This is a genomic window from Paraburkholderia sp. RL17-380-BIE-A (assembly GCF_046028085.1).
GTDB lineage: Bacteria > Pseudomonadota > Gammaproteobacteria > Burkholderiales > Burkholderiaceae > Paraburkholderia.
This window is the reverse complement of record NZ_JARESQ010000014.1, coordinates 70041-92917: the sequence shown is the minus strand read 5'-3', so window position 1 is coordinate 92917 and position 22877 is coordinate 70041. Positions and strand designations below refer to the sequence as shown.

The following is a 22877-nucleotide window of genomic DNA, read 5'->3' as shown; positions in this document are numbered from 1 at the left end:
GATTATTCGGCGCTTCTTTTGAACGACTCCAGTTCGCTCGTATAGCGCTCGTTTCGCACTCCATTGCTGGCGTAATACTCTTCCACTGATTTTACCCACCGGCCAATTTCGGGCACATACCAGATTGCTTTATAAGTACGCCCGGTTGCCTGAACCGGGCCGGTTTTCTGTGCATGCGTCACCATGGCCGTATCGCCCTGCTGAACCTGCACGGCCTGTGTGACGGTCTGGGTCGGCTCGAGTTGCGCGGTCCAGTCGCCCTCCGCTTCCACCTTGATCGCCTGGAATTTGCCCGCCGGCACTTCGACCGTTTCCGTGTCCACGACCCGATATTGGGTGCGCCACTTCTCCAAGGCGTGCATCTTGTTTGGATGCTGTTCCGCGTAGTCGATGCTCCAGGTTTTACCCGGCGATAACGGGAACGCGAGTGGCCGGTTGACCACCATTTCGGTGCCGTTCACGCTGCGCTCGCGGCTCCAGTCCGCGCCCGCGATCAGTTCGTTCGCCGCCTGAGTCGAACCCGACGGCTTCGACGCATAGTAAATGTGCGACGACGTGGCGCGCAAAACGGTCACCTCATCGTGCGTCTGGCGCCAAACCGAAGGCGCTTTTTCAAACGTATTGACGTAAGTCCAGGTGTCGCCGGTCTTGAGGACCGGAGGCGGCGCCGACTGAGCAATGGCCAATATCGGCAAACAGACGGTCAACAGCACGGCTGCGGTTATCGTTTTTTTCATTGGTCGAGATGTAGTAGTTGTAGCGGGTTTGCATTGCCCCATTCATTCACGATGAAAAAACATCGCCATCCATTCAGGTAGATTGCAGCCATGCGTTAAATGCGCGAATGTGCATTGCCACTGTACATTATCGGCAATTACCGATGGCAATCAATACTGCAAACCGAGCGCAGTTCCACTACTAAAATAAATATGAAAGCCAATTAAATAAAAACGAAAGTACGCGAGAAGCGATTGGCAAACGGCATAAGGTTCAGGCGAGCGGCGCCGCGTTGGCTATGACTCGGTAGGCATGAGATTCGCGGGACCGGTTCGAGGTTGGCTGCAAGCAAGGGTGGACTCGCGCTGAACCCGCTGATGATCGCGCGGGCCGACGCTGATATGTGCAGCATTAGAGGTGAGACCGCTACACATGCGTAGCGTGAGCATCTGCATCCGCGCTGACGGAGCGCGCACAAAAAAGAAAAGCCCCGACAAGTCGGGGCTTTTCTTTGCATCAACTACTGGAGGCGCGAGCCGGAGTCGAACCGGCCTAAACGGCTTTGCAGGCCGCTGCATAACCGCTTTGCTATCGCGCCGCAAGCGGACTGGAACCTAGCAACAGATTCGCAGATTCTGTCTGGCGGACAACCGGAAGGACCGGACCACCAAACAAAAAGGGAAGCACTGCTTCCCCTTATGTATGGAGCGGGAGACGAGGCTCGAACTCGCGACCTCAACCTTGGCAAGGTTGCGCTCTACCAACTGAGCTACTCCCGCATTGCACTGCTTCACAACGCGCTGCCTTTTTTACTTCGCCAAACAACGCACTGCTTTAAAAATTTGGAGCGGGAGACGAGGCTCGAACTCGCGACCTCAACCTTGGCAAGGTTGCGCTCTACCAACTGAGCTACTCCCGCATTGTGCTGCTTTTGCCTGCTTATTACTGACTAACTGCTGCCTTGTTACTGCAACTACTCTCTTACTGCCACCGACGTTTCGAACTGCGTGCATCGGAGAAACGAGATTATGGAGAAACGACTGAAACGTGTCAACCCCCTTTTGCGAATCTCTTTTGCTGAACAGATTTCACTCATGTTGCCGCGAAGTTCGGGCACGCACCGGACGTCTTCCGCCACGGCGAGCGATCAGGCCACACCGCTCCTCTCGCGAATCTGCGGCCATGCGAGCTTCATGTAGTAGAGCATCGACCAGATCGTCAGGAACGCGGCCAGATAGATGAGCCACAGGCCCCACACGCGCGTATCGATCACCACGCCCCCACCGAACGGCAGTGGCCCATAAAACAGCAGCATGGGAATCGCGACCATCTGACAAACGGTCTTGAACTTGCCGAGAGAATTGACTGCGACGCTCTTCGACGCGCCGATCTGCGCCATCCACTCACGCAGCGCCGAAATCGCGATCTCGCGCCCGACGATCACGAGCGCAATGGCCGAATCGATTCGCGCGAGCTGCACGAGCACCAGCAACGCGGCGGTCACCATCAGCTTGTCGGCGACCGGGTCGAGAAACGCGCCGAATGCCGAAGTCTGATTCCATTTGCGCGCCAGAAAGCCGTCGAACCAGTCGGTCAACGCCGCCAGAATGAAGATCGTCGCGGCCGCCAGATTACGGTGCGCGGGGCTCATCATCATGTCGGGCAAATAGAACACGCCGACGACGAGCGGAATCAGGACGATCCGCAGCCAAGTCAGGAAAATCGGGAAATTAAACGGCATGGGCAGGCGCAGCGTCTGACGAGGGAGATGCAATTGTGCCGTGTCACAGGGCCTGCCACAAGCAAAGCGGCGCGCGGATCCTCGCGCACGCGCCGCTCGAAAGGTGCGAGCGGCCGGCCGGACCCGCCGCAATCAGTGCAACTGGCGGTAAATCTGCTCCGCGAGCGCCTGCGAAATGCCTTCGACGCTCGCCAGATCGTCGACACTGGCGGCGACCACGCCGCGCAGACCGCCAAAGCGCGCGAGCAGCCGCTGGCGCCGCTTCGCGCCCACCCCTTCGAGCTCTTCGAGCCGCGAGGTCTGGCGCGTTTTGCCGCGCTTCGCGCGCATGCCGGTGATTGCGAAGCGGTGCGCTTCGTCGCGGATCTGCGCGACCAGCATCAGCGCGGCGCTTTCCTTGCCGAGTTCGAGCGGCGCACGGCCGTCCGCGAAGATGAGCGTTTCGAGGCCGACCTTGCGTCCCTCGCCCTTCGCGACACCGACCAGCATGCTGGTATCGAGACCCAGTTCCGTGAACACCTGGCGCGCGATTTCGACCTGACCCTTGCCGCCGTCGATCAGCACGATGGTCGGCAAGACGCCGCCGGCCGCGACCGGCTCCGCGGCGTCCGGCGCGAGCGACGGATCCGCGGCCGCGTCGTTTTGCAATTCGGCGGCTTCATCAGCGGCATTCGCGGCGGCTTGCGCCACCATCTTCTCGTAGCGGCGCGTGAGGACCTGGCGCATCGCGGCGTAATCGTCGCCGGGCGTAATGCCGGTAATGTTGTACCGGCGATATTCCGAGGACTGCATCTTGTGATGGTGATACACCACGCACGATGCCTGCGTCGCCTCGCCCATGGTGTGGCTGATGTCGAAACATTCGATGCGCAGATGCGCAAGATCATCGCACTCCATGCCGAGCGTGTCGGTGAGCGCGCGCGTGCGGGCCTGCTGCGAACCCTGTTCCGAGAGCAGGCGCGCGAGCGCGAGCCGCGCATTCTGCTCGGCCATGGCAAGCCAGGCGCGCCGCTGTCCTTGCGGCTGACGCAGCACGGTTACCTTGTGCCCGGCCTGCTCGATCAGCACGTCGACCAGTTCGCGTGTAGCGGGCGCGTGGCTGACCACCAGCACCGGCGGCACGCGATTGCCCAGGTAGTGCTGCGCGATGAACGCTTCGAGGACCTCGGATTCGATGCCGCCGGCCGCGCGGGCGCGGCCTTTGCGCGGCTTCGCGGGTTCGGAGTCCGATTCGGGTTCTTCGGGTTCTTCGGGTTCGCCGTCCTGTTCGTCCTGCTCGTCAGTCTCGCGCTCTTCGTCTTCCGGCGGCATATCTTGCGCGATTGCCAGCGCGTCCGCGGTAGCAGCTGATTCCGCCGCATCGTCCACGCCCGCTTCACCGAGCGAGCCTGGTGCAGCAGCCAACGCCTCGCCGTCTTCTTCCAGACCACCCTCATCCACCGTCAGCGCGCTTTCCACATGCGCCGGGAAATACGCCTTGTCACCCAGATGCCGTCCGCCGCGCACCATCGCCAGATTCACACACACACGCCCGCCCAGCGCGACCACCGCGAGAATATCGACGTCGCTGTCGCTGCCGACTTCGATCGCCTGCTGATGCAGCACCGTCGACAGCGAGCTCATCTGGTTACGCACCGCCGCAGCCTGCTCGAACTTCAGTTCGCTCGCGAAGGCATGCATCTTCTGCTCGAGTTCGCTCATCACTTCGCCTTGCCGGCCGAGCAGAAAGCGCGACGCGTTGGCGACGTCGCGCGCGTAATCCTCTTCGCTGATGGCCGCGACGCACGGCGCCGTACAACGGCCGATCTGATGCAGCAAACAGGGCCGCGTGCGATTGTTGAACACGGAGTCTTCGCAGGTGCGCAACTGGAACACGCGCTGCAGGATCTGGATGCTCTCGCGCACCGCCCATGCACTCGGAAACGGACCGAAGTACTGATTCTTGCGATCCACCGCGCCACGGTAATACGCCATGCGCGGAAACTTGTGCCCGGTGAGCTTGAGGTACGGATACGACTTGTCGTCGCGAAACAGAATGTTGTAGCGCGGCGCCAGCGCCTTGATCAGATTGTTTTCGAGCAGCAGCGCTTCGGCCTCGGAGCGCGTGACGGTCGTCTCGATGCGCGCAATGCGCGTGACCATCATCGCGATGCGCGGCGACAGTTGCGTCTTCGTGAAATAGCTCGAGACGCGCTTTTTCAGGTCGCGTGCCTTACCCACGTAAAGCACCGCGCCGTGCGTATCGTAATAGCGATAGACGCCGGGCAGATGCGGCAGTTGGGTGAGCACTTTTTTCGGCTCGAAAGCGTCGGTTGCTTCGGGTTCAGTCATGCAGAATCGGTTGGGTGGGACGGTCTTGCGAAGCGTTGCCCCGCGTGCCGCGCGCCTCGGCGAACCTCAATGTGCGTCGCGCGCGCAATCGTGAACGGGTGCTTTAGAATCGCCAGTTTAGAACATTCCGCGTGCGTTCGAACCCTGTTGCCCCGAATCGGGCCACGCACCCGCGGCAGCCGGTCACGCCGCGACGCAGCAGGTTCAGACGGCTCGAACCGTACCGCTCCCTCCATCCGTTCCAATCCGCGACTCAGGCCATCATGTCCTCCGCCCCGCCTCTTCCCGACCACGCTGCTGACGCCTCCACGGCAATCGCTTGCGACATCTTCTGCGCGGTGATCGACAATTTTGGCGACATCGGTGTGTGCTGGCGACTTGCGCGCCAACTCGCGAGCGAACACGGCTGGCAGGTGCGCGTGTTCGTCGACGACCTGCATGCGTTTCAGAAGCTGTGCCCAGCCCTGACGCTGGAGCGCGCCCGCCAGACGGTGAGCGGCATCGTCGTCGAACACTGGCGCGAGCCGGCCCATGCGGGCGATACGCTCGAAGTGGCCGACGTCGTGATCGAAGCATTCGGCTGCGAACTGCCACCTGTCTATGTCGCCGCAATGGCCGCGCGCACGCGCGCGCCCGTCTGGATCAACCTCGAATATCTGAGCGCCGAGGACTGGGTGGCGGATTTTCATTTGCGGCCCTCGCCTCATCCGCGCTATGCGCTGACCAAGACTTTCTTTTTCCCCGGCCTCGGCCTGGGCACCGGCGGTGTGCTGAAGGAACGGCATCTCGACGGCGCGCGCGCCGCGTTCGAGAGCTCGCCCACCGCGCGCGAAGCGTGGTGGCGTCAAGCCACCGGCCACGCGCCGCCACCCGCCGCGGCCACCGTCGTGTCGCTGTTCGCCTATGAGAACCCCGCCGTCGACAGCCTGCTCGAACAATGGCGCGACGGCGCCAGCCCGGTCGTGCTGCTGGTGCCCGAAGGCCGCATCTCTGGGGCGCTCGCGCGCTTCTTCGACCTGCCCTCGTTCGCTGCCGGTTCGCACGCCGTGCGCGGAAACCTCAGCGCGCACGCGCTCGCCTTTACCGACCAGACCGGCTACGACACGCTGCTATGGGTCAGCGACATCAATTTCGTGCGCGGCGAAGATTCGTTCGTCCGGGCTCAATGGGCCGCCAAACCTTTCGTCTGGCACATCTACCCGCAAGCCGACGACGCCCATCTGCCGAAGCTCGACGCGGCGCTCGCGCACTACGCGCGCACCCTGCCCGCCGACGCGCGCGACGCCCTTGGGCGCTTCTGGCACGCGTGGAACGGCGCGGGCCGGCCGGACTGGGCGCAATTGCAGCGCCACGCCCCGGCGCTCGAGCGCCGTGCAGGCGAATGGGCCGGCGAGCTGGCTCAAGTGGGCGACCTCGCCGGAAATCTGGCCTTGTTCGCAAAAACTCAGTTAAAATAAGCGGTTATCCAACGGCCGACGACGCAAGCGCGGCCCGATCGCAGCGGCAGAATCCGGCCATTTGGCTTGACCGGCCCGTCGACCCCGTATCGAAAGATGCGAGACAGTCCCCACATCAAAGTCTGAATGGCGGAAATGTCAAAAAAGGGACGTATGTTGCGGATCGGCGCCACTCGTGTACCCGCCCGCACAGGGTAAAAAGCAGGTAACGGATTGCTGGGAATGGCACAGGCCAAAGGTTGCGGCCCGAGAGCCAGTCTCCGCGGCAAGCCGGCCACGCCTTGATTCGCCCGCAACCCGCCGAGCCATTCCAGTCGGCGCGGCGCGCAGTGGGCGAAACGCCGAAGCCGCTTGCGCCGTATGCCGTTGAGCAAAAGTTGAAGCTACTTATTTCGTACAGGACAGTTTTATGAAGACCGCACAGGAACTCCGCACCGGTAACGTCGTGATGATCGGCGCAGACGCAATGGTTGTGCAAAAGGCCGAATACAACAAATCGGGCCGCAACTCCGCCGTCGTCAAGATGAAGTTCAAGAACCTGCTGACCGGCGCAGGCATGGAAAGCGTGTATAAGGCTGACGACAAGTTCGACGTCGTCGTGCTGGAACGCAAGGAAGTCACGTACTCGTACTTCGCTGACCCGATGTACGTGTTCATGGACGCCGACTACAACCAGTTCGAAGTCGAAAACGAAATGATGGGCGACGCCCTTCATTACCTCGAAGACGGCATGGCTTGCGAAGTCGTGTTTTACAACGAGAAAGCCATCTCGGTCGAACTGCCGACCACGCTGGTCCGCGAAATCATCTATACGGAACCGGCTGTCAAGGGCGATACGTCGTCGGGCAAGGTGTTGAAGAACGCGAAGCTGAACACCGGTTTCGAACTGCAAGTGCCGCTCTTCTGCAACATCGGCGACAAGATCGAAATCGACACGCGTACGCACGAGTACCGCAGCCGCGCTTAAGCGCCCTGCTCGCCTGAATCCAGCGCCGCAACCCCGGCGCTGAGAAAAAAATGGCAAAAAAAAGCGCCCACATTGGGCGCTTTTTCTTTTTCGTGCTGCCGTGTATGGTTGAGGAAAACTTTACCGGCGATATTCTCGGATTTGCACACCGGCATCCCAATTTTTCCCATGATCCGCTCGGCAAACCATTGATTAGTTTAAGTAAATCATGGTGGTACAGTTCATGCTTATCTTGGGTGTAGGCCAATAAGGCTTTAATTTCTTCAACTCGGGAGATGCCATATGAATAACGACATCGCTGAAGGCAAGTGGAAGCAGATGGTCGGCAAGGCCAAGACGGCGTGGGGCGAACTGACGGACGATGAATTGACCAAGGCCGAGGGTCGCGCCGACAAGCTTGCGGGTCTGATTCAGGAACGCTACGGCAAGACGCGCGAACAGGCGGAACTGGAAGTACGCCGGTTTTTCGATAGCAATCGGGATTTCTGACAGGCCGAGTGAAGGAAATACAGGTGCCCGCCCAAGCTTACAAGAGGTCAGGATGGGCTCCGCAGTGTGATAACGCAAAGGACCAGAAGTACTCGAATTGAATCGCCGAGCGCCTCCCTGACTGTCTGATGGTTGGACGCGCTACGGAGCCAGACGGTGTCGTCCGGCTCCTCTTGCAGCGCGCAAGACGAGTTTGGGAGCGCGACACTCGATTCGATCGGAGATACCGGCCTGCATCGCGCCTCGTGCCGCGCGCCGAATTATTGGCGCAGCGGGCTGGGGATTCCATCCATTTAAAAAATTGCGCTCGCCATGCCACACGCCCTGATTGTTGAAGACGATCCTAATAGCCTGTCAGGCCTGTCCGCCATCCTCGCCGCCGACGGCTTCTCTGTCGACACGGCGACCACCATCGCGGAGGCCCGGGCCGCCTTGACACGCTTCATTCCCGACGTCGTGCTGGTCGACCTGAACCTGCCGGACGGCAGCGGGCTCGACCTGCTGCAGCATCTGCCCGCGCATCCGCCCGGCGGCGCCTTGCCCGTGATCGTAATGACCGGCAATGCGACGGTGGAAAGCGCGATCGAAGGTTTGCGGCACGGCATCTGGGACTACCTCCTGAAGCCGGTCAACATTCCACGCTTGCGCAGTTTGCTCGCGCGCATTCCTCGGCCGTACGAACTGACCGAGGAAGTGCAGACGCTGCGTGCGTCGCTACGCCAACTTGGCCGTTTCGGTTCCATGCTCGGCCGTAGCAGCGCGATTCAGCATGTCTATGACACGATCGAGCACATTGCGCCGACTGAAGCCGCTGTGCTGATTTCCGGCGAAACCGGCACCGGCAAGCAGATGGCCGCGCGCACCATCCACGATATGAGCCGTCGCCGTAAAGGCCCGTTCGTCACGCTCGATTGCCGGACGGCCAACAGCGCGAATCGCTCGCTCGACAGTCTGCTGTTCGGCCACGAACGCGGTGCGTTCAGCGGCGCCGAGCAGCGCGAGCCGGGCCTCTTCGAGCAGGCGAGCGGCGGCACGCTGTTCATCGACGAAATCGCGGAATTGCCGCGCGATCAGCAGGAAGCGCTGTTGCGCGCGCTCGATTCGCAAACCTTCATGCGTGTCGGCGGCACGAATCAGGTCGTGACGGATTTCCGGCTGATCGCCTCGACGCGCAAGGTGCCGCGCGAGGCAGTGGCTGACGGCAGCCTGCACGCAGATCTGGCGCTGCGGCTCGAAGCGGCCGCCGTGACGCTGCCGCCGCTGCGGGAGCGCGGCGAAGATCCGGCGCTAATCGCTCAGGCGGTCGTCGACGAGCAGAATCACGAAGGAGCCACGCGCGGCACGCTGGAGGCCGCCAAGCAGATCGGGCCGAATTTTCTGCGCGAGTGTCTCACCTATGAATGGCCCGGCAATGTGCGCGAGCTGCACGACCGCGTGCGGCGCGCGTATCACGCGTCTGGCGATGTGCTGGAGTCGTTGCGCGCCGACGAAGCGGGCTCGGCAAATGGCCGCGATCTGAACGGCAGCCGCGTGCAGGTCACGGTGGGCACACCGCTCGCGGACGTCGAGGAGATGCTGATTCGGGCCACGCTCGATGCGGTGGGCGGTACACGTCACCGGGCGGCGTCGCTTCTGGGTATCAGTCCGAAGACGCTGTACAACAAGCTGCAGCGCATGCGCTTGAACTGAGCGCTGCCTCGGCGGTTCGAGGTGGGAGCCTTGTCGATAAGGTTAAAAAAACGGCACCTTCGAGGTGCCGTTTTTCCAGCTCGCGTGTCCGTCGCTCGCGCGACTCAGGCAAACGCGCTGCGCAACAATGCCTGCGCTTGAAGATATTGAGGCTCCGCGACCAGCTTGCTCCACTTCAAGGCCTTGCCCCGCGGCCGCATGCGCTTGAGCCGCTGTTGCGATTCCTTCGACGGCGTGAAGCGCAGTGCATTCAGCACCTTTTCCGCCTCGTCCGGCTGATTACAGATCAGCACCATGTCACAGCCGGCTTGCAGCGCGGCGGTAGCGCCTTCGCTCAGCGTGCCGCCCTGGCGCGCGGCTTCCATTGAAAGATCGTCACTAAAGATCGCGCCTTCGAAGCGCAACTTGTTGCGCAGAATTTCCTGCAGCCAGATACGCGAGAAACCCGCGGGCTTCGAATCGATTTTCGGATAGACCACATGCGCGGGAATGACCGATCCCAAAGACAACCCGAGCCAGTCGTAAGGCGCTACGTCATCGCGCAGGATTTCTTCGAGCGAGCGATCGTCGACCGGCATCGCGACGTGTGAATCCGCCTGCGCGAAACCGTGCCCCGGAAAGTGCTTCCCGCAATTGCTCATGCCGGCCAGCGCGAGTCCATGATTGAGGCTCTTCGCCAGCAAGGTCACCACACGCGGATCGCGGTGGAACGAGCGGTCGCCAATCACCTGCGACTTGCCGTAGTTCAGGTCGAGCACCGGTGTGAAGCTCATATCGATACCGCACGCGCGCAATTCCGCCGCGAGGATATAGCCGACCGCTGTCGTCACTTTGGTGGCGTGCAGCACGTCGCTGTCCCACAACGCGCCGAGCTTGCCCATGGCCGGCAGCACCGTGAAACCGTCGGTGCGAAATCGCTGCACGCGCCCGCCCTCGTGATCGACGGCGATCAGCAGATCCTCGCGGATCGCTCGGATCGAATCGGTCAGCGCGATCAGTTGCGCGCGGCTCTCGTAATGGCGCGCGAACAGGATCACGCCGCCGGTCATGGGATGCGCAAGGCGGCGCTTGTCGTCGTCGTTCAGCGTTTTGCCGACCACGTCGAGCATCACCGGTCCGGGAATGGTTTTCATCGATTTCCGCTAGAAAAAAGCCTGGAACAAAGGAAGACGCGGCCGGCGTGCGCCGCGTTCAAAATATTTTTTATTCGGCTGCGCCGGGTGCCGCTGCTTGCGTGGCTTCCCGTGTTTCCGCGATCACGAACGACACCGCGTAATCGCGCTCGTCGCTGATCGTGACGCGCGCCGTGATACCGCGCGCGTCGAGCCATTCGGCCAGCTCGCCGGATGCGACCACCATCGGTTCGCCGCTCGGCTTGTTGAGCGTTTGCAGCGCGCGCCACGTCATCGGCCAGCGCATGCCGAGGCCGATCGCTTTCGAGAACGCTTCTTTCGCCGAGAACCGGGTGGCGAGAAACGCGAGACCGCGCGCCGCCGAGCGGGCGTGCCGCGCGTGATAGACGCGCAGTTCGTCCGGCCCGAGCACCTTTTCGGCGAAGCGGCCGTTGGTGCGCGTCATGACCGCGCCGACGCGGCTGACCTGAACGATGTCCGTACCGATGCCGTAGATCGTCATGCGCGGGGCCCCTCAGGTTGCATCAGGAGCGCGCGCCGAGACGCGCGGCGACCATGATCGCCTTCATCTCGCGCACCGCATTGTCCCAGCCGGCGAAGATCGCATGCGCGACGATCGCGTGGCCGATGTTCAACTCAACGATGCCCTCGATCGCGGCAATCTGCTGGACGTTCGTGTAGTGCAGACCGTGGCCCGCGTTGACCTTGATGCCGAGCGTCGCGCCGAATTCGACGGCGCGCACCACGCGCTCGAATTCGCGCTGCTGTTCGGCGGGATCGTGGGCTTCGGCATAACGGCCGGTATGCAATTCGATCACCGGGGCGCCGGCTTCATGCGCGGCACGAATCTGCGTTTCGTCCGGATCGATGAAGAGCGACACCCGCGAGTTCGCTTCTGCGAGTTGCCTGCAAGCGGCGCGCACGGCTTCGAACTGGCCGGCGACGTCGAGCCCGCCTTCCGTCGTCAACTCCTGGCGCTTTTCCGGCACGAGGCAAACGTCGTGCGGCTGCACTTCACACGCGATATCGAGCATTTCCTGCGTGACCGCGCATTCGAGATTCATGCGCGTTTTGAGGAGCGGGCGCAGCTTGCGCACGTCGGCATCGACGATATGACGGCGGTCTTCGCGCAGATGCAGCGTGATGACGTCCGCGCCGGCCTCTTCGGCCATCAGCGCGGCGCGGATCGGATCGGGGTAGGAAGTGCCGCGTGCGTTGCGCAGCGTGGCGACGTGATCGATGTTCACGCCCAGGTCAATCACATTCGGCGACGTAAGAAAGAAGCTCATAAGTTCTGCAAGTCGATCAGGATCTGGCGCGTCGCGAGCGGCGTGCCGCCAAGGTAAGTGTTGAGCAGAAAGCGCATCAGCGTCTTGCTTTGCGCCACGGTCTGCGCTCGATGGTAATCGTCCTGCTCCATGTCGAGCAAGGTTTGTCCGCCGATCACAGGCCATTGCGCGGGCAGATCGTCGGAAGCTTCGCGCACGCCGCGCTCCGGGTCGAACACGTAGCGGCCGTCGGCCCGCACCGCCTTGCGCGCGACGGTGCGATCCAACGCCATCGCGTAGCCGGTTTCGCGCAGCAGCACGCGCTCGAACGAACGGAGCACCTGCACGGGCGGTTCGTCGTGCGCGAGACGCGTCATCGTGACGACGTAGTGATGGAACAGTTGCGGATGCGGGTCTTCGCGCGCACAGAACTTGACCAGCAGTTCGTTGACGTAGAAGCCGCACAGCAGCGCGTCACCGGCCAGCGGCAACATGCCGCCGACCCACTCCGCGCCGGTCAGCGTGCGAACTTCGGATTTGCCCGACCATGACAGCGCGAGCGGCTGGAAGGTCTGCAACACGCCGCGCAGCGCGGAGTGCGGACGCTTCGCGCCCTTCGCGACGAGCGCAAGACGACCATGATCGCGCGAGAGCACGTCGATGATCAGACTGGTCTCGCGATACGGATAGCTGTGGAGAACGAATGCAGGTTGCTCCGCGATCCGGTAGTCGGATGCGGAGGTGCGCGGCGCGCGGCGAGGCGGCGCTTTGCGTGGTTCGCCTTCGGCGCCCTGGGCGCTTTTGGCCGATGAAGTTTTTCTGGTGCTACGAGCGGGTTTGGACGCGGGTTGGGACAAATCGCGTGCCGGCGCGGCCGGCTCCGAGTCGTCCGGATCAGCGTCGGAATTCAGCGTCATCCACGCGTCATTCGTACCCATACGCACGAAGTCCGGCTTCGTTGTCGGCCCAGCCGCTCTTCACCTTGATGAAGGTTTCCAGATACACCGGACCGTCGAACAGCTTTTCCATGTCGAGGCGTGCTTCGGTGCTGATCTGCTTCAGCTTGGCGCCCTTCTGGCCGATGATCATCGCCTTGTGCGTATCGCGTTCGACCATGATGGTCGCGAAAATGCGGCGCAGGCGCCCTTCCGTTTCGAACTTGTCGATCAGCACGGTGCTCGTGTACGGCAGTTCGTCGCCGGTCCAGCGGAACACTTTTTCACGCAGAATTTCCGCGGCGAGGAAACGCTCGCTGCGATCGGTCAGGTCATCTTCGCCGTAGATCGGCGCGCCTTCCGGCAGGAACGGCTTGACGGTCGCCATCAAACGTTTGATGTCGTCGATATTTTTCGCCGACAGCGGCACGATCTCGGCAAACTTGTGCAGCGTGCTGACCTGCTGCATGAACGGGAACAGCGAGTCTTTATCCGACACGCGATCAAGCTTGTTCGCAATCAGCAGCGTGGGCACCGACGGCGGAATCAGGTCGAGCACTTTCTGGTCGTCCGGGCCGAAGCGGCCGGCTTCGATCACGAACAGGATCGCATCCACCGAAGTCAGCGTGGACGTGACCGCGCGATTGAGCGAACGGTTCAGCGCGCCGCTGTGCTTGGTCTGAAAACCCGGCGTGTCGACGAAAATGTACTGCGCGTCTTCGAGCGTATGGATGCCCGTGATGCGATGGCGCGTGGTCTGCGCCTTGCGCGACGTGATACTGACTTTCTGGCCGACCAGCGCGTTCATCAGCGTGGACTTGCCGACGTTGGGGCGGCCGACGATCGCGACCATGCCGCAGCGAAAACCAGTGGGAGTGGGAGCGTTCATATTCGGGCTACGGCAAGTTCAGATCGACACGCGGGAATGGCGCGCCGATGGCAATCAATGGCCCGCGTCGGCGACGCGCGTTTGCACCGCGTCGGCTACGCCGGGTTCGTGTTCGGTCGGTGCCGCCGCTGCGCTCGGCGCGGGCACGGCGGGACCGGGTGTGACTTCGCGGCCGCGGTGTTTGTCGACACTGCGGACCGCAGCGGCGTCCGGCTTGGCTTCTGGTTTCGCGTCCGGTTTGGCTTCGGCGGGCTTGGGTTCGGCGGGCTTGGCTTCCGTTTTGGCTTCGGCGAGTTTTGCGTCAGCGGCCTTGGTGTCGAGCCTTTCTGAGGCTTTTTCCGCTGCGGCTTTATCTGTGGACTTGTCGCCCGCGTGAGCGGCCGTCTTCTCCGCCTTCTCTGCGCGCTCGGCCTTGTCCTGTCCGCTGTACTCCACGTGCGCGGCGCGAATCACCGCCAACGGCGCGGCTGCGGCTGTCAGCGTAGGGCGTTCGGCTGCCGGCTCCGCAGTGGCCGCCGCTCCGCGGGCCTCGCCGCGCCCGGCTGCGCGCTCGCTCTTGCGATCCGGGCTGCGCAAATCCAGCGCGGCTTGCACGCCGGTCACGCCGGGCACGATCTCCGGCTCGACATGCTTCGCCGCGCGGGCGCTTTTCGAGCGCTTGGGTTTGGCGACCATGGCGGGCGCCGCGGCCATCACTTCGTCGAGAGCTTTCTTGGCCGCCGCCTGCTCCGCCGCGCGCCGGCTCGCACCGGAACCGGACACTTTCACGTCCAGCTTCGGCACCGTGCATTCGACTTCGAACTGCTGATTGTGCGCCGCACCATGTGTAGCGACGACGGTGTAGGTCGGCAGCGCGATCTTGTGACCTTGCAGATATTCCTGGAGCAACGTCTTGGCATCCTTGCCGAGCGTGCGCGGGTCGATGTGATCGAGAATCGGCACGTAAAGACGTTTGATGACCGTCTGGGCGGCTTCGAAGCCGCCGTCGAGGAACACCGCGCCCAGCACGGCTTCAAGCGTGTCAGCAAGGATGGAGGGCCGGCGGAAGCCACCGCTGCGCAACTCGCCTTCGCCCAGCCGCAAGCCTTCGGAAATATTGAGGGCCTGAGCGATTTCGTAAAGCGACTGCTGTTTGACCAGATTGGCCCGGACGCGCGACAGGTCGCCCTCGTCCAGCTTGCTGAAACGTTGGAACAAAAGCGCAGCCACCGCGCAATTTAGAACGGAATCGCCAAGAAACTCGAGCCGTTCGTTATGCGTGGAACTGTGACTGCGGTGCGTTAAAGCCTGGCGCAACAATTCCGCATTGCGAAATTCATAGCGCAGACGGCTTTCCAACGGAGATAGGGGCATGGGCAGAGTATAACGCGGGCGCCTGACCCGGCGAAAACGCGGGGCGGCCAGCGGAAAAAGCGTGGTGAAGCGACGTTACCGCGGAATCTTAAAGTAGCGTGATAACACGCCGCGGCTGCGTGACCTGTGTAAAGGCCAACCGCGCGGCGTGTCGTGCAATGAACGCACACGAACTCAGTTGAATGAGCCGATGCGTTTCAGATTGCTGAAGTTCATCCAGATAAAAAACGCGCGTCCGACGACATTGTTGTCCGGCGCAAAACCCCAGTAACGGCTATCCGCGCTGTTGTCGCGGTTGTCGCCCATCATGAAGTAGTTGCCCGGCGGTACCTTGCAGATCACACCGCGCGCGTTGTACGTGCAGTTGTCGCGATACGGATAATCTTCCGCGCCGACGATAAACGGCGGCACTGCAGGATTGTTCAGGATTGCGTTCTTGCGGCCATCGAGATCTTCTTCGAACTGCTTCGCGTAACCCATGCGTTCGTCGTCGAGGTAATCGGGCAGCGGCGTTTCCGGCACCGGCTTGCCGTTGATCGTGAGCTGCTTGTCCTGATACGCGACCGTGTCGCCAGGCAGACCGATCACGCGCTTGATGTAGTCGACGGATTCGTCTTTCGGGTAGCGGAACACCACCACGTCGCCGCGTTGGAGCGGACGGCCTGCGGTGATCTTCGTGTTGGTGATCGGCAGACGAATGCCGTAGTCGAATTTATTGACGAGAATGAAGTCGCCCACCAGCAGCGTCGGCACCATCGAACCCGACGGAATCTTGAACGGCTCGACCACGAACGAGCGCACCACGAAAACCACCAGAATCACCGGGAAAAAGCTCGCCGAATATTCGAGCCACCACGGTTGGCGCAACTTGTCGTCACGCAAACGGGCGCGCGTTTGCGCCGCGTTCTCGTCGGCGAAACGCTCGCCGACGCGTGCCTGCTGGCGGTCGAACTCGGCGACCGCGGCTTCCGCCGCGCGGCGCCGTTGCGGCATGAAAACCAGTTTGTCTGCGACCCATGCGACGCCCGTCAAAATGACGAGCACAAAAAGAATCAGCGCAAAATTCATAGGGTTCCGTTGTTCGTCTTATTTGTCTTCGACACGCAGGATAGCGAGGAAAGCCTCTTGCGGAATCTCGACCGATCCCACTTGCTTCATTCGCTTCTTGCCTGCCTTTTGCTTTTCCAGCAGCTTCTTTTTACGTGAAATGTCGCCGCCGTAGCATTTTGCCAGCACGTTCTTACGCAACGCTTTAATGTTTTCGCGCGCAATGATGTTCGCGCCGATCGTGGCCTGAATCGCCACGTCGTACATTTGACGCGGAATCAGTTCACGCATTTTCGCCGCGACTTCGCGGCCGCGATACTGGCTTTGCGAACGGTGCACGATGACCGACAGCGCGTCGACCTTGTCGCCGTTGATCAGCATGTCGACCTTCACCACGTCTGCCGCGCGATATTCCTTGAACTCGTAATCCATCGACGCATAGCCGCGCGAAATCGACTTCAGACGATCGAAGAAATCGAGCACGACTTCGCCCATCGGAATTTCGTAGGTCAACTGCACCTGACGGCCGTGATACTGCATGTTGATCTGCGTGCCGCGCTTTTGCGTGCACAGCGTGATCACCGAGCCGACGTAGTCTTGCGGCATGTACAGATTCACGGTGACGATCGGTTCGCGCACCTCTTCGATCTTCGACGGCTCCGGCATCTTGGCCGGATTCTCGACCATGAGAATCGTGCCGTCGCGCTGCAGGACTTCGTACACCACGGTCGGCGCCGTGGTGATCAGGTCCATGTCGAATTCGCGCTCGAGACGTTCCTGCACGATCTCCATATGCAGCAGGCCGAGGAAGCCGCAACGGAAACCGAAGCCGAGCGCCTGCGACACTTCCGGCTCGTACATCAGCGAGGCGTCGTTGAGCTTCAGCTTTTCGAGCGAATCACGCAACGCGTCGTACTGGTTGGCTTCGACCGGATAGAGGCCGGCGAACACCTGCGGCTTGACCTCCTTGAATCCGGGCAGCGGCTCGGCGGCCGGACGGTTCACCAGCGTGACGGTGTCGCCCACCTTCGCAGCAGCCAATTCCTTGATGCCGGCGATGATGAAGCCCACCTGCCCGGCCGACAGCGATTCGAGATTCTTCGACTTCGGCGTGAACACGCCGATGTGCTCGACCGGATACTGCGCGCCGGTCGCCATCATGCGGATCTTGTCCTTGGGACGCAGCGTGCCGTTGACGATACGCACCAGCATCACAACGCCGACATAGTTGTCGAACCACGAGTCGATGATCAGCGCTTGCAGCGGCGCTTCCGGATCGCCCTTGGGCGGCGGCACTTTGGCGATCAGTGCTTCGAGCACGTCTTCCACGCCGAGGCCCGTCTTTGCGCTGCAATGCGTGGCGTCGGTTGCGTCGATGCCGATCACGTCTTCGATTTCGGCGATCGCATTTTCGGGGTTCGCCGCCGGCAGATCGATCTTGTTGAGCACCGGAATCACGTCCACGCCGAGCTCGATCGCCGTGTAGCAGTTCGCCACGGTTTGCGCTTCCACGCCCTGGCTCGCGTCGACGACCAGCAACGCGCCTTCGCATGCGGACAGCGAGCGGCTGACTTCGTACGAGAAGTCGACGTGGCCCGGCGTGTCGATCATGTTCAGGTTGTAGACCTGCCCGTCACGGGCCTTGTACGTCAGTGCGGCGGTCTGTGCCTTGATGGTGATGCCGCGCTCGCGTTCGAGATCCATCGAATCGAGCACTTGAGATTCCATCTCGCGGTCGGACAGGCCGCCGCAAATCTGGATGATGCGATCGGCGAGCGTCGACTTGCCATGGTCGATGTGCGCAATGATCGAGAAGTTACGAATATGATCCATTCAGTGCCGATCAAGCAAAAAAGGCGCGCTCGGACAATAGCGGAGCACGCCTTGTAAGTAGGTGAAAAACCTATCTATTTTAGCCGAAAAGGCCGTCGCCCGGCGCATCTTGCGAAGCTCGGGCGGAAAAGACAGCTGGGCAACCCTGCTGCATGGGACCAGAGCACGGCGCTGCGGCGCCAACTCGGGTTGACAGGAGAGACGTGAAACTCGGCGTGAGCGGAGCGGCGTCGATGCCGCACCTCGAACCCTCGTGCTAAAACTCAGGAGGCCGCCGCGACCCGCGTGGCGAGCGCGGCGCGAACCCGCGCTACGTCGAGGTGATAGTGACACAGCTCGACGCCGTCACAGACCAGAACTGGCACCAGTTCGTTGTAACGGGCTTCCAGCAAGGGATCCGCGTCGACGTCGACAATTTCGACCTGCGCGCCGAATTCGGCCAGCAAGGGCGCGAGCGCGGCACGCATGTCATCGCAAAGATGGCACCACGCGCGCCCGTAGAGCGTGAGCGGCGCCGTCTTTGTCATTTCTGCGCGCTGCGCGGGCGGACCGGCACGAACTGCGTGTTTTCACCGCGGCGAACCAGCAGCGCGACCATCTTCTGCGAATCGAGATGCGAACTCACGTCGTCGAACTGCTTTGCGCTCGTGATGTCGGTATCGCCCACCCGCAGAATGATGTCGCCCTTTTGCAGGCCCACGCGCGCTGCGGGACCGTCCACGGCGTCGATCTGCACGCCGCTGTGCAGCTTCAGCGCCTTCAACTGCTCGGCAGGGATATCGCTGACCGCCACACCCAGCACGTTCGTGGCGCGCTGTTTGGGCGGCTGCGGCTTCTTCTGATCCGCCTTGGTTGCCTTATCCGGCTGCATCTCGGCGATCGTCACCGGCAGATCGCGCGTCTGGCCCTTGCGCCAGATCGTGATCGTCGACTTCGTACCCGGCTTCGTGTCGCCAACCATGCGTGGCAGGTCGGTTGCCGTGTCGACCGAATGGCCGTTGAATTTCAGGATGATATCGCCCGGCTGCACACCCGCCTTATCCGCCGGGCCGCCCGGCTCGACGCTGCTGACCAGCGCGCCCTGCGCCTTCGGCAGACCGAGCGATTCGGCGACGTCTTTGGTCACTTCGCCGATCGCCACCGCGATCCGGCCGCGCACCACCTTGCCCGAGGCCTTCAACTGATCGGCCACGCGCATCGCTTCGTCGATCGGAATCGCGAACGAAATGCCCATGAAACCGCCGGTGCGGCTGTAGATCTGCGAGTTGATGCCGATCACCTCGCCCTGCATGTTGATCAGCGGACCGCCCGAGTTGCCCGGGTTGACGGCCACGTCGGTCTGGATGAACGGCAGATAGTCGCCCGTATCGCGCCCCTTGGCGCTGACGATACCGGCCGTCACCGTGTTCTCGAGCCCGAACGGCGAGCCGATCGCAACCACCCACTCGCCGACGCGAACCTTGTTCGAGTCGCCGATCGTGATGGTCGGCAGATTGGCTGCGCTGATCTTGACGACCGCAACGTCGGTGCGATCGTCCACGCCGATCAGCTTTGCCTTGAATTCGCGCTTGTCGGTGAGCGTGACGTAAATGGTGTCCGCGTCGTCGATGACGTGCGCGTTTGTCATCACGTAGCCGTCCGCCGACAGGATAAAGCCCGAGCCCACGCCGCTGTTCTGTTCCGGATCGCTGCTATCCGGCGTGTCCTGGCTGCCGCCACTGCCGCCGTTATCGCCGCCGCGGGGCGCCCCCGGCGAACCCGGCGATTGCGGTGACTGCGGCAACGGAATGCCAAAGAAGCGCCGGAAAAACTCCGACATGTCGCCGTCGTCCATACCCGGCGGCAAACCGCTGCGGGCACCGCTGCTGGACACGCGAGTGGTGGTGCGGATGTTGACGACCGCCGGGCCGACTTTGTCGACGAGGTCAGTGAAGTCGGGCAGATTGGCGGCGGGAGCCGCCGACGCCGTATGCGGCACGAGCGGCAAACACGCCGCTACTACCGCGGCCGCGAGGAATTTGCGCACCGAGAAAGTCGTCATATCGTAGCAAGCCGAGGGATTCAGGATTCGGAGGATTACTTCGGAGCTTTGTATTCTATGGCAGCCGCGAATTGCTGCAATGTGGTCTGGGGCACTTCACCCAGCAGAGTAATCCAGAAGTCGCCGCGACGCTTGACGAGCACGTGCGTCGCGCCGCTGCTGCCCGCGCCTTCCTTGCGCGTGTTGTTCTCAACCGGCTCGACGAACACCGAAATGGCCGCGAGGCCGTCGGAGAACACCGCCTGGTCCACTGGAATGGTCGGCTGGCCGGCGTCACGCGCGGCCATGGGACGGCGTAGTTCACGAATCTTGCGGAAACCCGGCACGGTTGGCGTGATCTGCCAGCCTTGCGCGGCCATGTCCACCGGCTCGACCGGCGGGCGCACCACGGTCCAACCCGCCGTATTACGAATACCGTTGACGATGCCGGCCTTGTCGACCGGCACGCCGATGCGAATCTGCGAAAAAGACAGTTGTTCGAGCACCTGACCGCTCGGGTCGAGTGTCTGGGCACGCAGCAGCAGGCCGGTTTTCTTGTCGGCCCACAACTTGTAGGCAAAGCGATAGGCGTCTTTCGGGTCGAGCTCGATCACCTGGCTGTCGACGCCCGCGACACGGTCGTCGCCCAGCAGCTTGGGCTCGTAGACCGACAGCACCTGTTCGCCGCTCACGGCCAGTAGCGCCGGGAACGAATCCTTGTTCTGACGTTTTTCGACGACGCACAGGTGCCGCTCCGGCACGAACGTGTAGAGCTCCTCGTTATGACGCAGCATTTTGCGCGGCTTGCCGTCGAGGCTCTCGAGCTGCTCGAATTCGCCATCCGTGCGGGTCGCGTAGTGCGCGATCCGCGACGTTTGAACGAAATTGCCGCGTTGGTAGACGAACGCGCCCTCGTAATTTTGCTGCTGTGCGGCTTGATGGATGCGATCGAGCAGATCCGCGGCCGTGCGACGGGCGACGAGCGGATCGTCGGTTTGCGCAAAGACCCGCGGTGTAGCGGACAACAACACGGCTGCGCAGAACAGAAATGCCGGCAGCCGCCCCCAGATAGTCGTTTTATTCAACCGCGGAGTCTGCATCAAACTATTGGCCTTGCGTAGAAACGGCGGCAGCGCGAATCAGCGGCATCGAGCCCGGCATGACCGGCTGTTGCGCGAATTGCTGGTGAGCTTCCAGATACTGGTCGAGACTGGCGTCACGAATGATATTCGCGTCTTGTACGATCGGCTGGACGGTAGCCGCCGGCACCGAAGCCATGGCCACGCGTTGCAGCGTATCGCCATGCGACTGGACCGACGCGAGTTGCGCCGTGCCCGGACCGCCCGGCACGCCTTGCAGTTGCGGCACGACGATCCACGTCAGCGTGGCGGCAGCGGCCGCGACGGCAAAGGCCGGCACGACACGGCGACGCAGCGCCAGCAAACGACGCGCAACAGGCATAGCGGCAGGCGCCAACACGTGCGGCTCGTTGTCGAAGCGCGCGGCAAAACCGCTCAGGAACGCGCTGCTCGCGGCCGGACTCACCGCCAGATCGTCAGAACGCAAAGCGTCGCCGATCAGGTGATAGCTCGACCAGGCGGCGCGATCCTGGCCGTCTAGCCCGGAAAGAAACGCGTCCAGATTCAGATGCTCTTCGCCGACCAGCTCACCGTCGACAAAAGCGGACATGCGCTCGCTGCGCGAGCTGGCTTGCGATTGCATCGAGACCGACCCCATGATGCTCCCCATCTTACAAATACCTCGTAGTGACACCACTAATCCAGATATTGCACCCGCGCCCCGCCCGGCCGGCTGGTGGTTTACCAGCGCTTGCCTTCAGGTGTGTCAAGTAACGGACGCAATTTTGCCGCAATGGCTTCGCGAGCGCGGAATATTCGCGATCTGACCGTGCCGATTGGGCACCCCATCATCTCAGCGATTTCCTCATAGCTCAAACCTTCAATTTCACGAAGAGTAATGGCGGTGCGCAACTCTTCCGGTAAAACCGCCATCGCAGCATTGACCGTCTCAGCGATCTGCTTGCTCATCAACATCGACTCAGGCGTGTTGATATCCCTTAGTTGGTCCGCGTCCGAGAAAGTTTCAGCTTCTTCAGCATCTGCTTCGGTCGAGGTCGGCGCGCGGCGCCCTTGGGTCGCAAGGTAGTTCTTTGCCGTGTTGACGGCAATCCGGTACAACCACGTATAAAAAGCCGATTCCCCGCGAAACTGCGGCAGCGCCCGATACGCCTTGATAAAGGCGTCCTGTGCGACGTCTTCCACCTCGGCGGGATCCCGCACGAGGCGCGAGATCAGCCGGAGAATCTTGCGGTGGTATTTGGAGACCAGAAGCTCGAACGCGGCCTTGTCGCCCTTCTGGACGCGCTCGACCAGCACCTGATCAATTTCTTTTTCGCTCACCTGATAAATCCGTTAACTATAGGGCGCATGGCGGGGCACCATTGTAGCGTCCCCATCAACTGGGTACGTTACGCCGGTAACAGCGGTTACAGTCGTTACAGTCAGGCGCCGGCGCCACGCCGGCCCAGCACGGCCAGTTCGCGGAAGATGGGTGCCGGGAGCGTGTCGGCGGCAAGCAGTAGCGTGCGCGGGCGGCCTTGATCCGGCATGACTGCCAGAATCAGCAGGCGAGCACTCCACTGCGAACAGCCGGCAATACGTCCGTGCGCCAGCAGTGCGCCTGTTCGGCCCCAAACGGACAAGCCGTCCGCCCCGATTTTCAGCGCGACGGGCTGCGCGCGCCCATAGCGGAGCGCGCAAAGCGTGAGCCACGCCCATACCGCGAGCGTCAACGGAACCGCCTGCCCGGCGCCCAGATGCGACGCGAGGCAAGCGAAGACGGCAGATGTCGCCGTCAGAATGAAAACCGCCAGCGCAGCCCATATGGCAACGGAGCGGCGCAGCGCAATCCGCTGCGCCGCTCCGTCGGGCGTTGCCGGTTCAGGGGAAAGCGCCGGCACAACCGGCGCCGTCGACTGGCGCATCACC

The 22877-nt window shown here is 62.2% G+C and carries 22 protein-coding genes and 3 tRNA genes; 4 read left to right on the top strand and 21 right to left on the bottom strand.

Going from position 1 to position 22877, the window contains the following annotated elements; genetic code table 11:
• Positions 1 to 2: 2 nt before the first annotated feature.
• From P0D68_RS23565 to uvrC, 6 genes are all read right to left on the bottom strand, one after another.
• Positions 3 to 737: a hypothetical protein gene (locus P0D68_RS23565; protein WP_408300304.1), complete on the bottom strand. Its 735-nt coding sequence runs from the start codon at positions 735 to 737 to the stop codon at positions 3 to 5.
• 504 nt (positions 738 to 1241) lie between these two features.
• Positions 1242 to 1315 (bottom strand) — tRNA-Cys (locus P0D68_RS23560).
• A gap of 105 nt (positions 1316 to 1420) precedes the next feature.
• A tRNA-Gly gene (locus P0D68_RS23555) sits at positions 1421 to 1496 on the bottom strand.
• Between the two features lie 64 nt (positions 1497 to 1560).
• Positions 1561 to 1636: transfer RNA gene (locus P0D68_RS23550), tRNA-Gly, on the bottom strand.
• Between the two features lie 228 nt (positions 1637 to 1864).
• Entirely contained in the window at positions 1865 to 2458 is a 594-nt protein-coding gene (pgsA, locus tag P0D68_RS23545) for a CDP-diacylglycerol--glycerol-3-phosphate 3-phosphatidyltransferase (RefSeq protein WP_091792578.1), read from the bottom strand.
• Between the two features lie 132 nt (positions 2459 to 2590).
• A complete protein-coding gene (uvrC, locus tag P0D68_RS23540; protein WP_408300302.1) occupies positions 2591 to 4789 on the bottom strand; it encodes an excinuclease ABC subunit UvrC in 2199 nt (732 codons plus the stop codon).
• Positions 4790 to 5052: 263 nt separating this feature from the next.
• On the opposite strand from uvrC, the gene earP reads away from it, so the two are divergent.
• Positions 5053 to 6246, top strand: a complete 1194-nt coding sequence (earP, locus tag P0D68_RS23535; protein WP_408300300.1) for an elongation factor P maturation arginine rhamnosyltransferase EarP — start codon at positions 5053 to 5055, stop codon at positions 6244 to 6246.
• A gap of 409 nt (positions 6247 to 6655) precedes the next feature.
• Entirely contained in the window at positions 6656 to 7213 is a 558-nt protein-coding gene (gene efp / locus P0D68_RS23530) for an elongation factor P (RefSeq protein ID WP_115102259.1), read from the top strand.
• Here efp and P0D68_RS23525 read toward each other — a convergent pair.
• Complete coding sequence (locus P0D68_RS23525; protein WP_408300298.1) at positions 7210 to 7383, bottom strand: hypothetical protein; 174 nt, start codon at positions 7381 to 7383, stop codon at positions 7210 to 7212. The two genes, efp and P0D68_RS23525, sit on opposite strands and share 4 nt — an antisense overlap.
• Positions 7384 to 7495: 112 nt before the next feature.
• Here P0D68_RS23525 and P0D68_RS23520 point away from each other — a divergent pair, with 112 nt between their 5' ends.
• Positions 7496 to 7702: a CsbD family protein gene (locus P0D68_RS23520; RefSeq protein WP_062127806.1), complete on the top strand. Its 207-nt coding sequence runs from the start codon at positions 7496 to 7498 to the stop codon at positions 7700 to 7702.
• Between the two features lie 312 nt (positions 7703 to 8014).
• Positions 8015 to 9391, top strand: a complete 1377-nt coding sequence (locus P0D68_RS23515) for a sigma-54-dependent transcriptional regulator (protein ID WP_091792573.1) — start codon at positions 8015 to 8017, stop codon at positions 9389 to 9391.
• A gap of 104 nt (positions 9392 to 9495) precedes the next feature.
• Here the strand turns inward: P0D68_RS23515 and nagZ are convergent, their stop codons facing one another.
• The 14 genes from nagZ to P0D68_RS23445 all read right to left on the bottom strand — a co-directional run bounded on the left by nagZ (position 9496) and on the right by P0D68_RS23445 (position 22873).
• A complete protein-coding gene (gene nagZ, locus P0D68_RS23510; RefSeq protein ID WP_408300295.1) occupies positions 9496 to 10524 on the bottom strand; it encodes a beta-N-acetylhexosaminidase in 1029 nt (342 codons plus the stop codon).
• 70 nt (positions 10525 to 10594) lie between these two features.
• Positions 10595 to 11026, bottom strand: coding sequence for a holo-ACP synthase (acpS, locus tag P0D68_RS23505; protein ID WP_408300293.1), 432 nt, complete (start codon positions 11024 to 11026; stop codon positions 10595 to 10597).
• Positions 11027 to 11048: 22 nt separating this feature from the next.
• Positions 11049 to 11813: a pyridoxine 5'-phosphate synthase gene (gene pdxJ, locus P0D68_RS23500; protein WP_091792570.1), complete on the bottom strand. Its 765-nt coding sequence runs from the start codon at positions 11811 to 11813 to the stop codon at positions 11049 to 11051.
• Positions 11810 to 12730: a DNA repair protein RecO gene (recO, locus tag P0D68_RS23495; protein ID WP_408300291.1), complete on the bottom strand. Its 921-nt coding sequence runs from the start codon at positions 12728 to 12730 to the stop codon at positions 11810 to 11812. Before recO ends, pdxJ begins: the two co-directional genes overlap by 4 nt.
• Positions 12717 to 13616, bottom strand: coding sequence for a GTPase Era (era, locus tag P0D68_RS23490; RefSeq protein WP_408185409.1), 900 nt, complete (start codon positions 13614 to 13616; stop codon positions 12717 to 12719). The genes recO and era overlap by 14 nt, the downstream gene beginning before the upstream one ends.
• 54 nt (positions 13617 to 13670) lie before the next feature.
• On the bottom strand, positions 13671 to 14969 hold the full coding sequence (rnc, locus tag P0D68_RS23485) for a ribonuclease III (RefSeq protein ID WP_408300288.1): 1299 nt from the start codon (positions 14967 to 14969) through the stop codon (positions 13671 to 13673).
• Positions 14970 to 15143: 174 nt separating this feature from the next.
• A complete protein-coding gene (lepB, locus tag P0D68_RS23480) occupies positions 15144 to 16037 on the bottom strand; it encodes a signal peptidase I (RefSeq protein WP_408185411.1) in 894 nt (297 codons plus the stop codon).
• An 18-nt stretch (positions 16038 to 16055) separates the two neighbouring features.
• Positions 16056 to 17849, bottom strand: a complete 1794-nt coding sequence (gene lepA / locus P0D68_RS23475; protein ID WP_091792565.1) for a translation elongation factor 4 — start codon at positions 17847 to 17849, stop codon at positions 16056 to 16058.
• A 263-nt stretch (positions 17850 to 18112) separates the two neighbouring features.
• On the bottom strand, positions 18113 to 18376 hold the full coding sequence (locus P0D68_RS23470) for a glutaredoxin family protein (RefSeq protein WP_091792564.1): 264 nt from the start codon (positions 18374 to 18376) through the stop codon (positions 18113 to 18115).
• Positions 18373 to 19890 (bottom strand): DegQ family serine endoprotease, encoded by a 1518-nt coding sequence (locus P0D68_RS23465; RefSeq protein WP_408185413.1) that lies wholly within the window; start codon positions 19888 to 19890, stop codon positions 18373 to 18375. Before P0D68_RS23465 ends, P0D68_RS23470 begins: the two co-directional genes overlap by 4 nt.
• Positions 19891 to 19925: 35 nt before the next feature.
• Positions 19926 to 20969 (bottom strand): MucB/RseB C-terminal domain-containing protein, encoded by a 1044-nt coding sequence (locus P0D68_RS23460; protein ID WP_408300285.1) that lies wholly within the window; start codon positions 20967 to 20969, stop codon positions 19926 to 19928.
• A 4-nt stretch (positions 20970 to 20973) separates the two neighbouring features.
• Positions 20974 to 21606, bottom strand: a complete 633-nt coding sequence (locus P0D68_RS23455) for a sigma-E factor negative regulatory protein (protein WP_091792562.1) — start codon at positions 21604 to 21606, stop codon at positions 20974 to 20976.
• Between the two features lie 83 nt (positions 21607 to 21689).
• A complete protein-coding gene (gene rpoE / locus P0D68_RS23450; RefSeq protein WP_006051939.1) occupies positions 21690 to 22289 on the bottom strand; it encodes an RNA polymerase sigma factor RpoE in 600 nt (199 codons plus the stop codon).
• Positions 22290 to 22390: 101 nt separating this feature from the next.
• Positions 22391 to 22873 (bottom strand): hypothetical protein, encoded by a 483-nt coding sequence (locus P0D68_RS23445; RefSeq protein ID WP_408300283.1) that lies wholly within the window; start codon positions 22871 to 22873, stop codon positions 22391 to 22393.
• Positions 22874 to 22877: the final 4 nt, after the last annotated feature.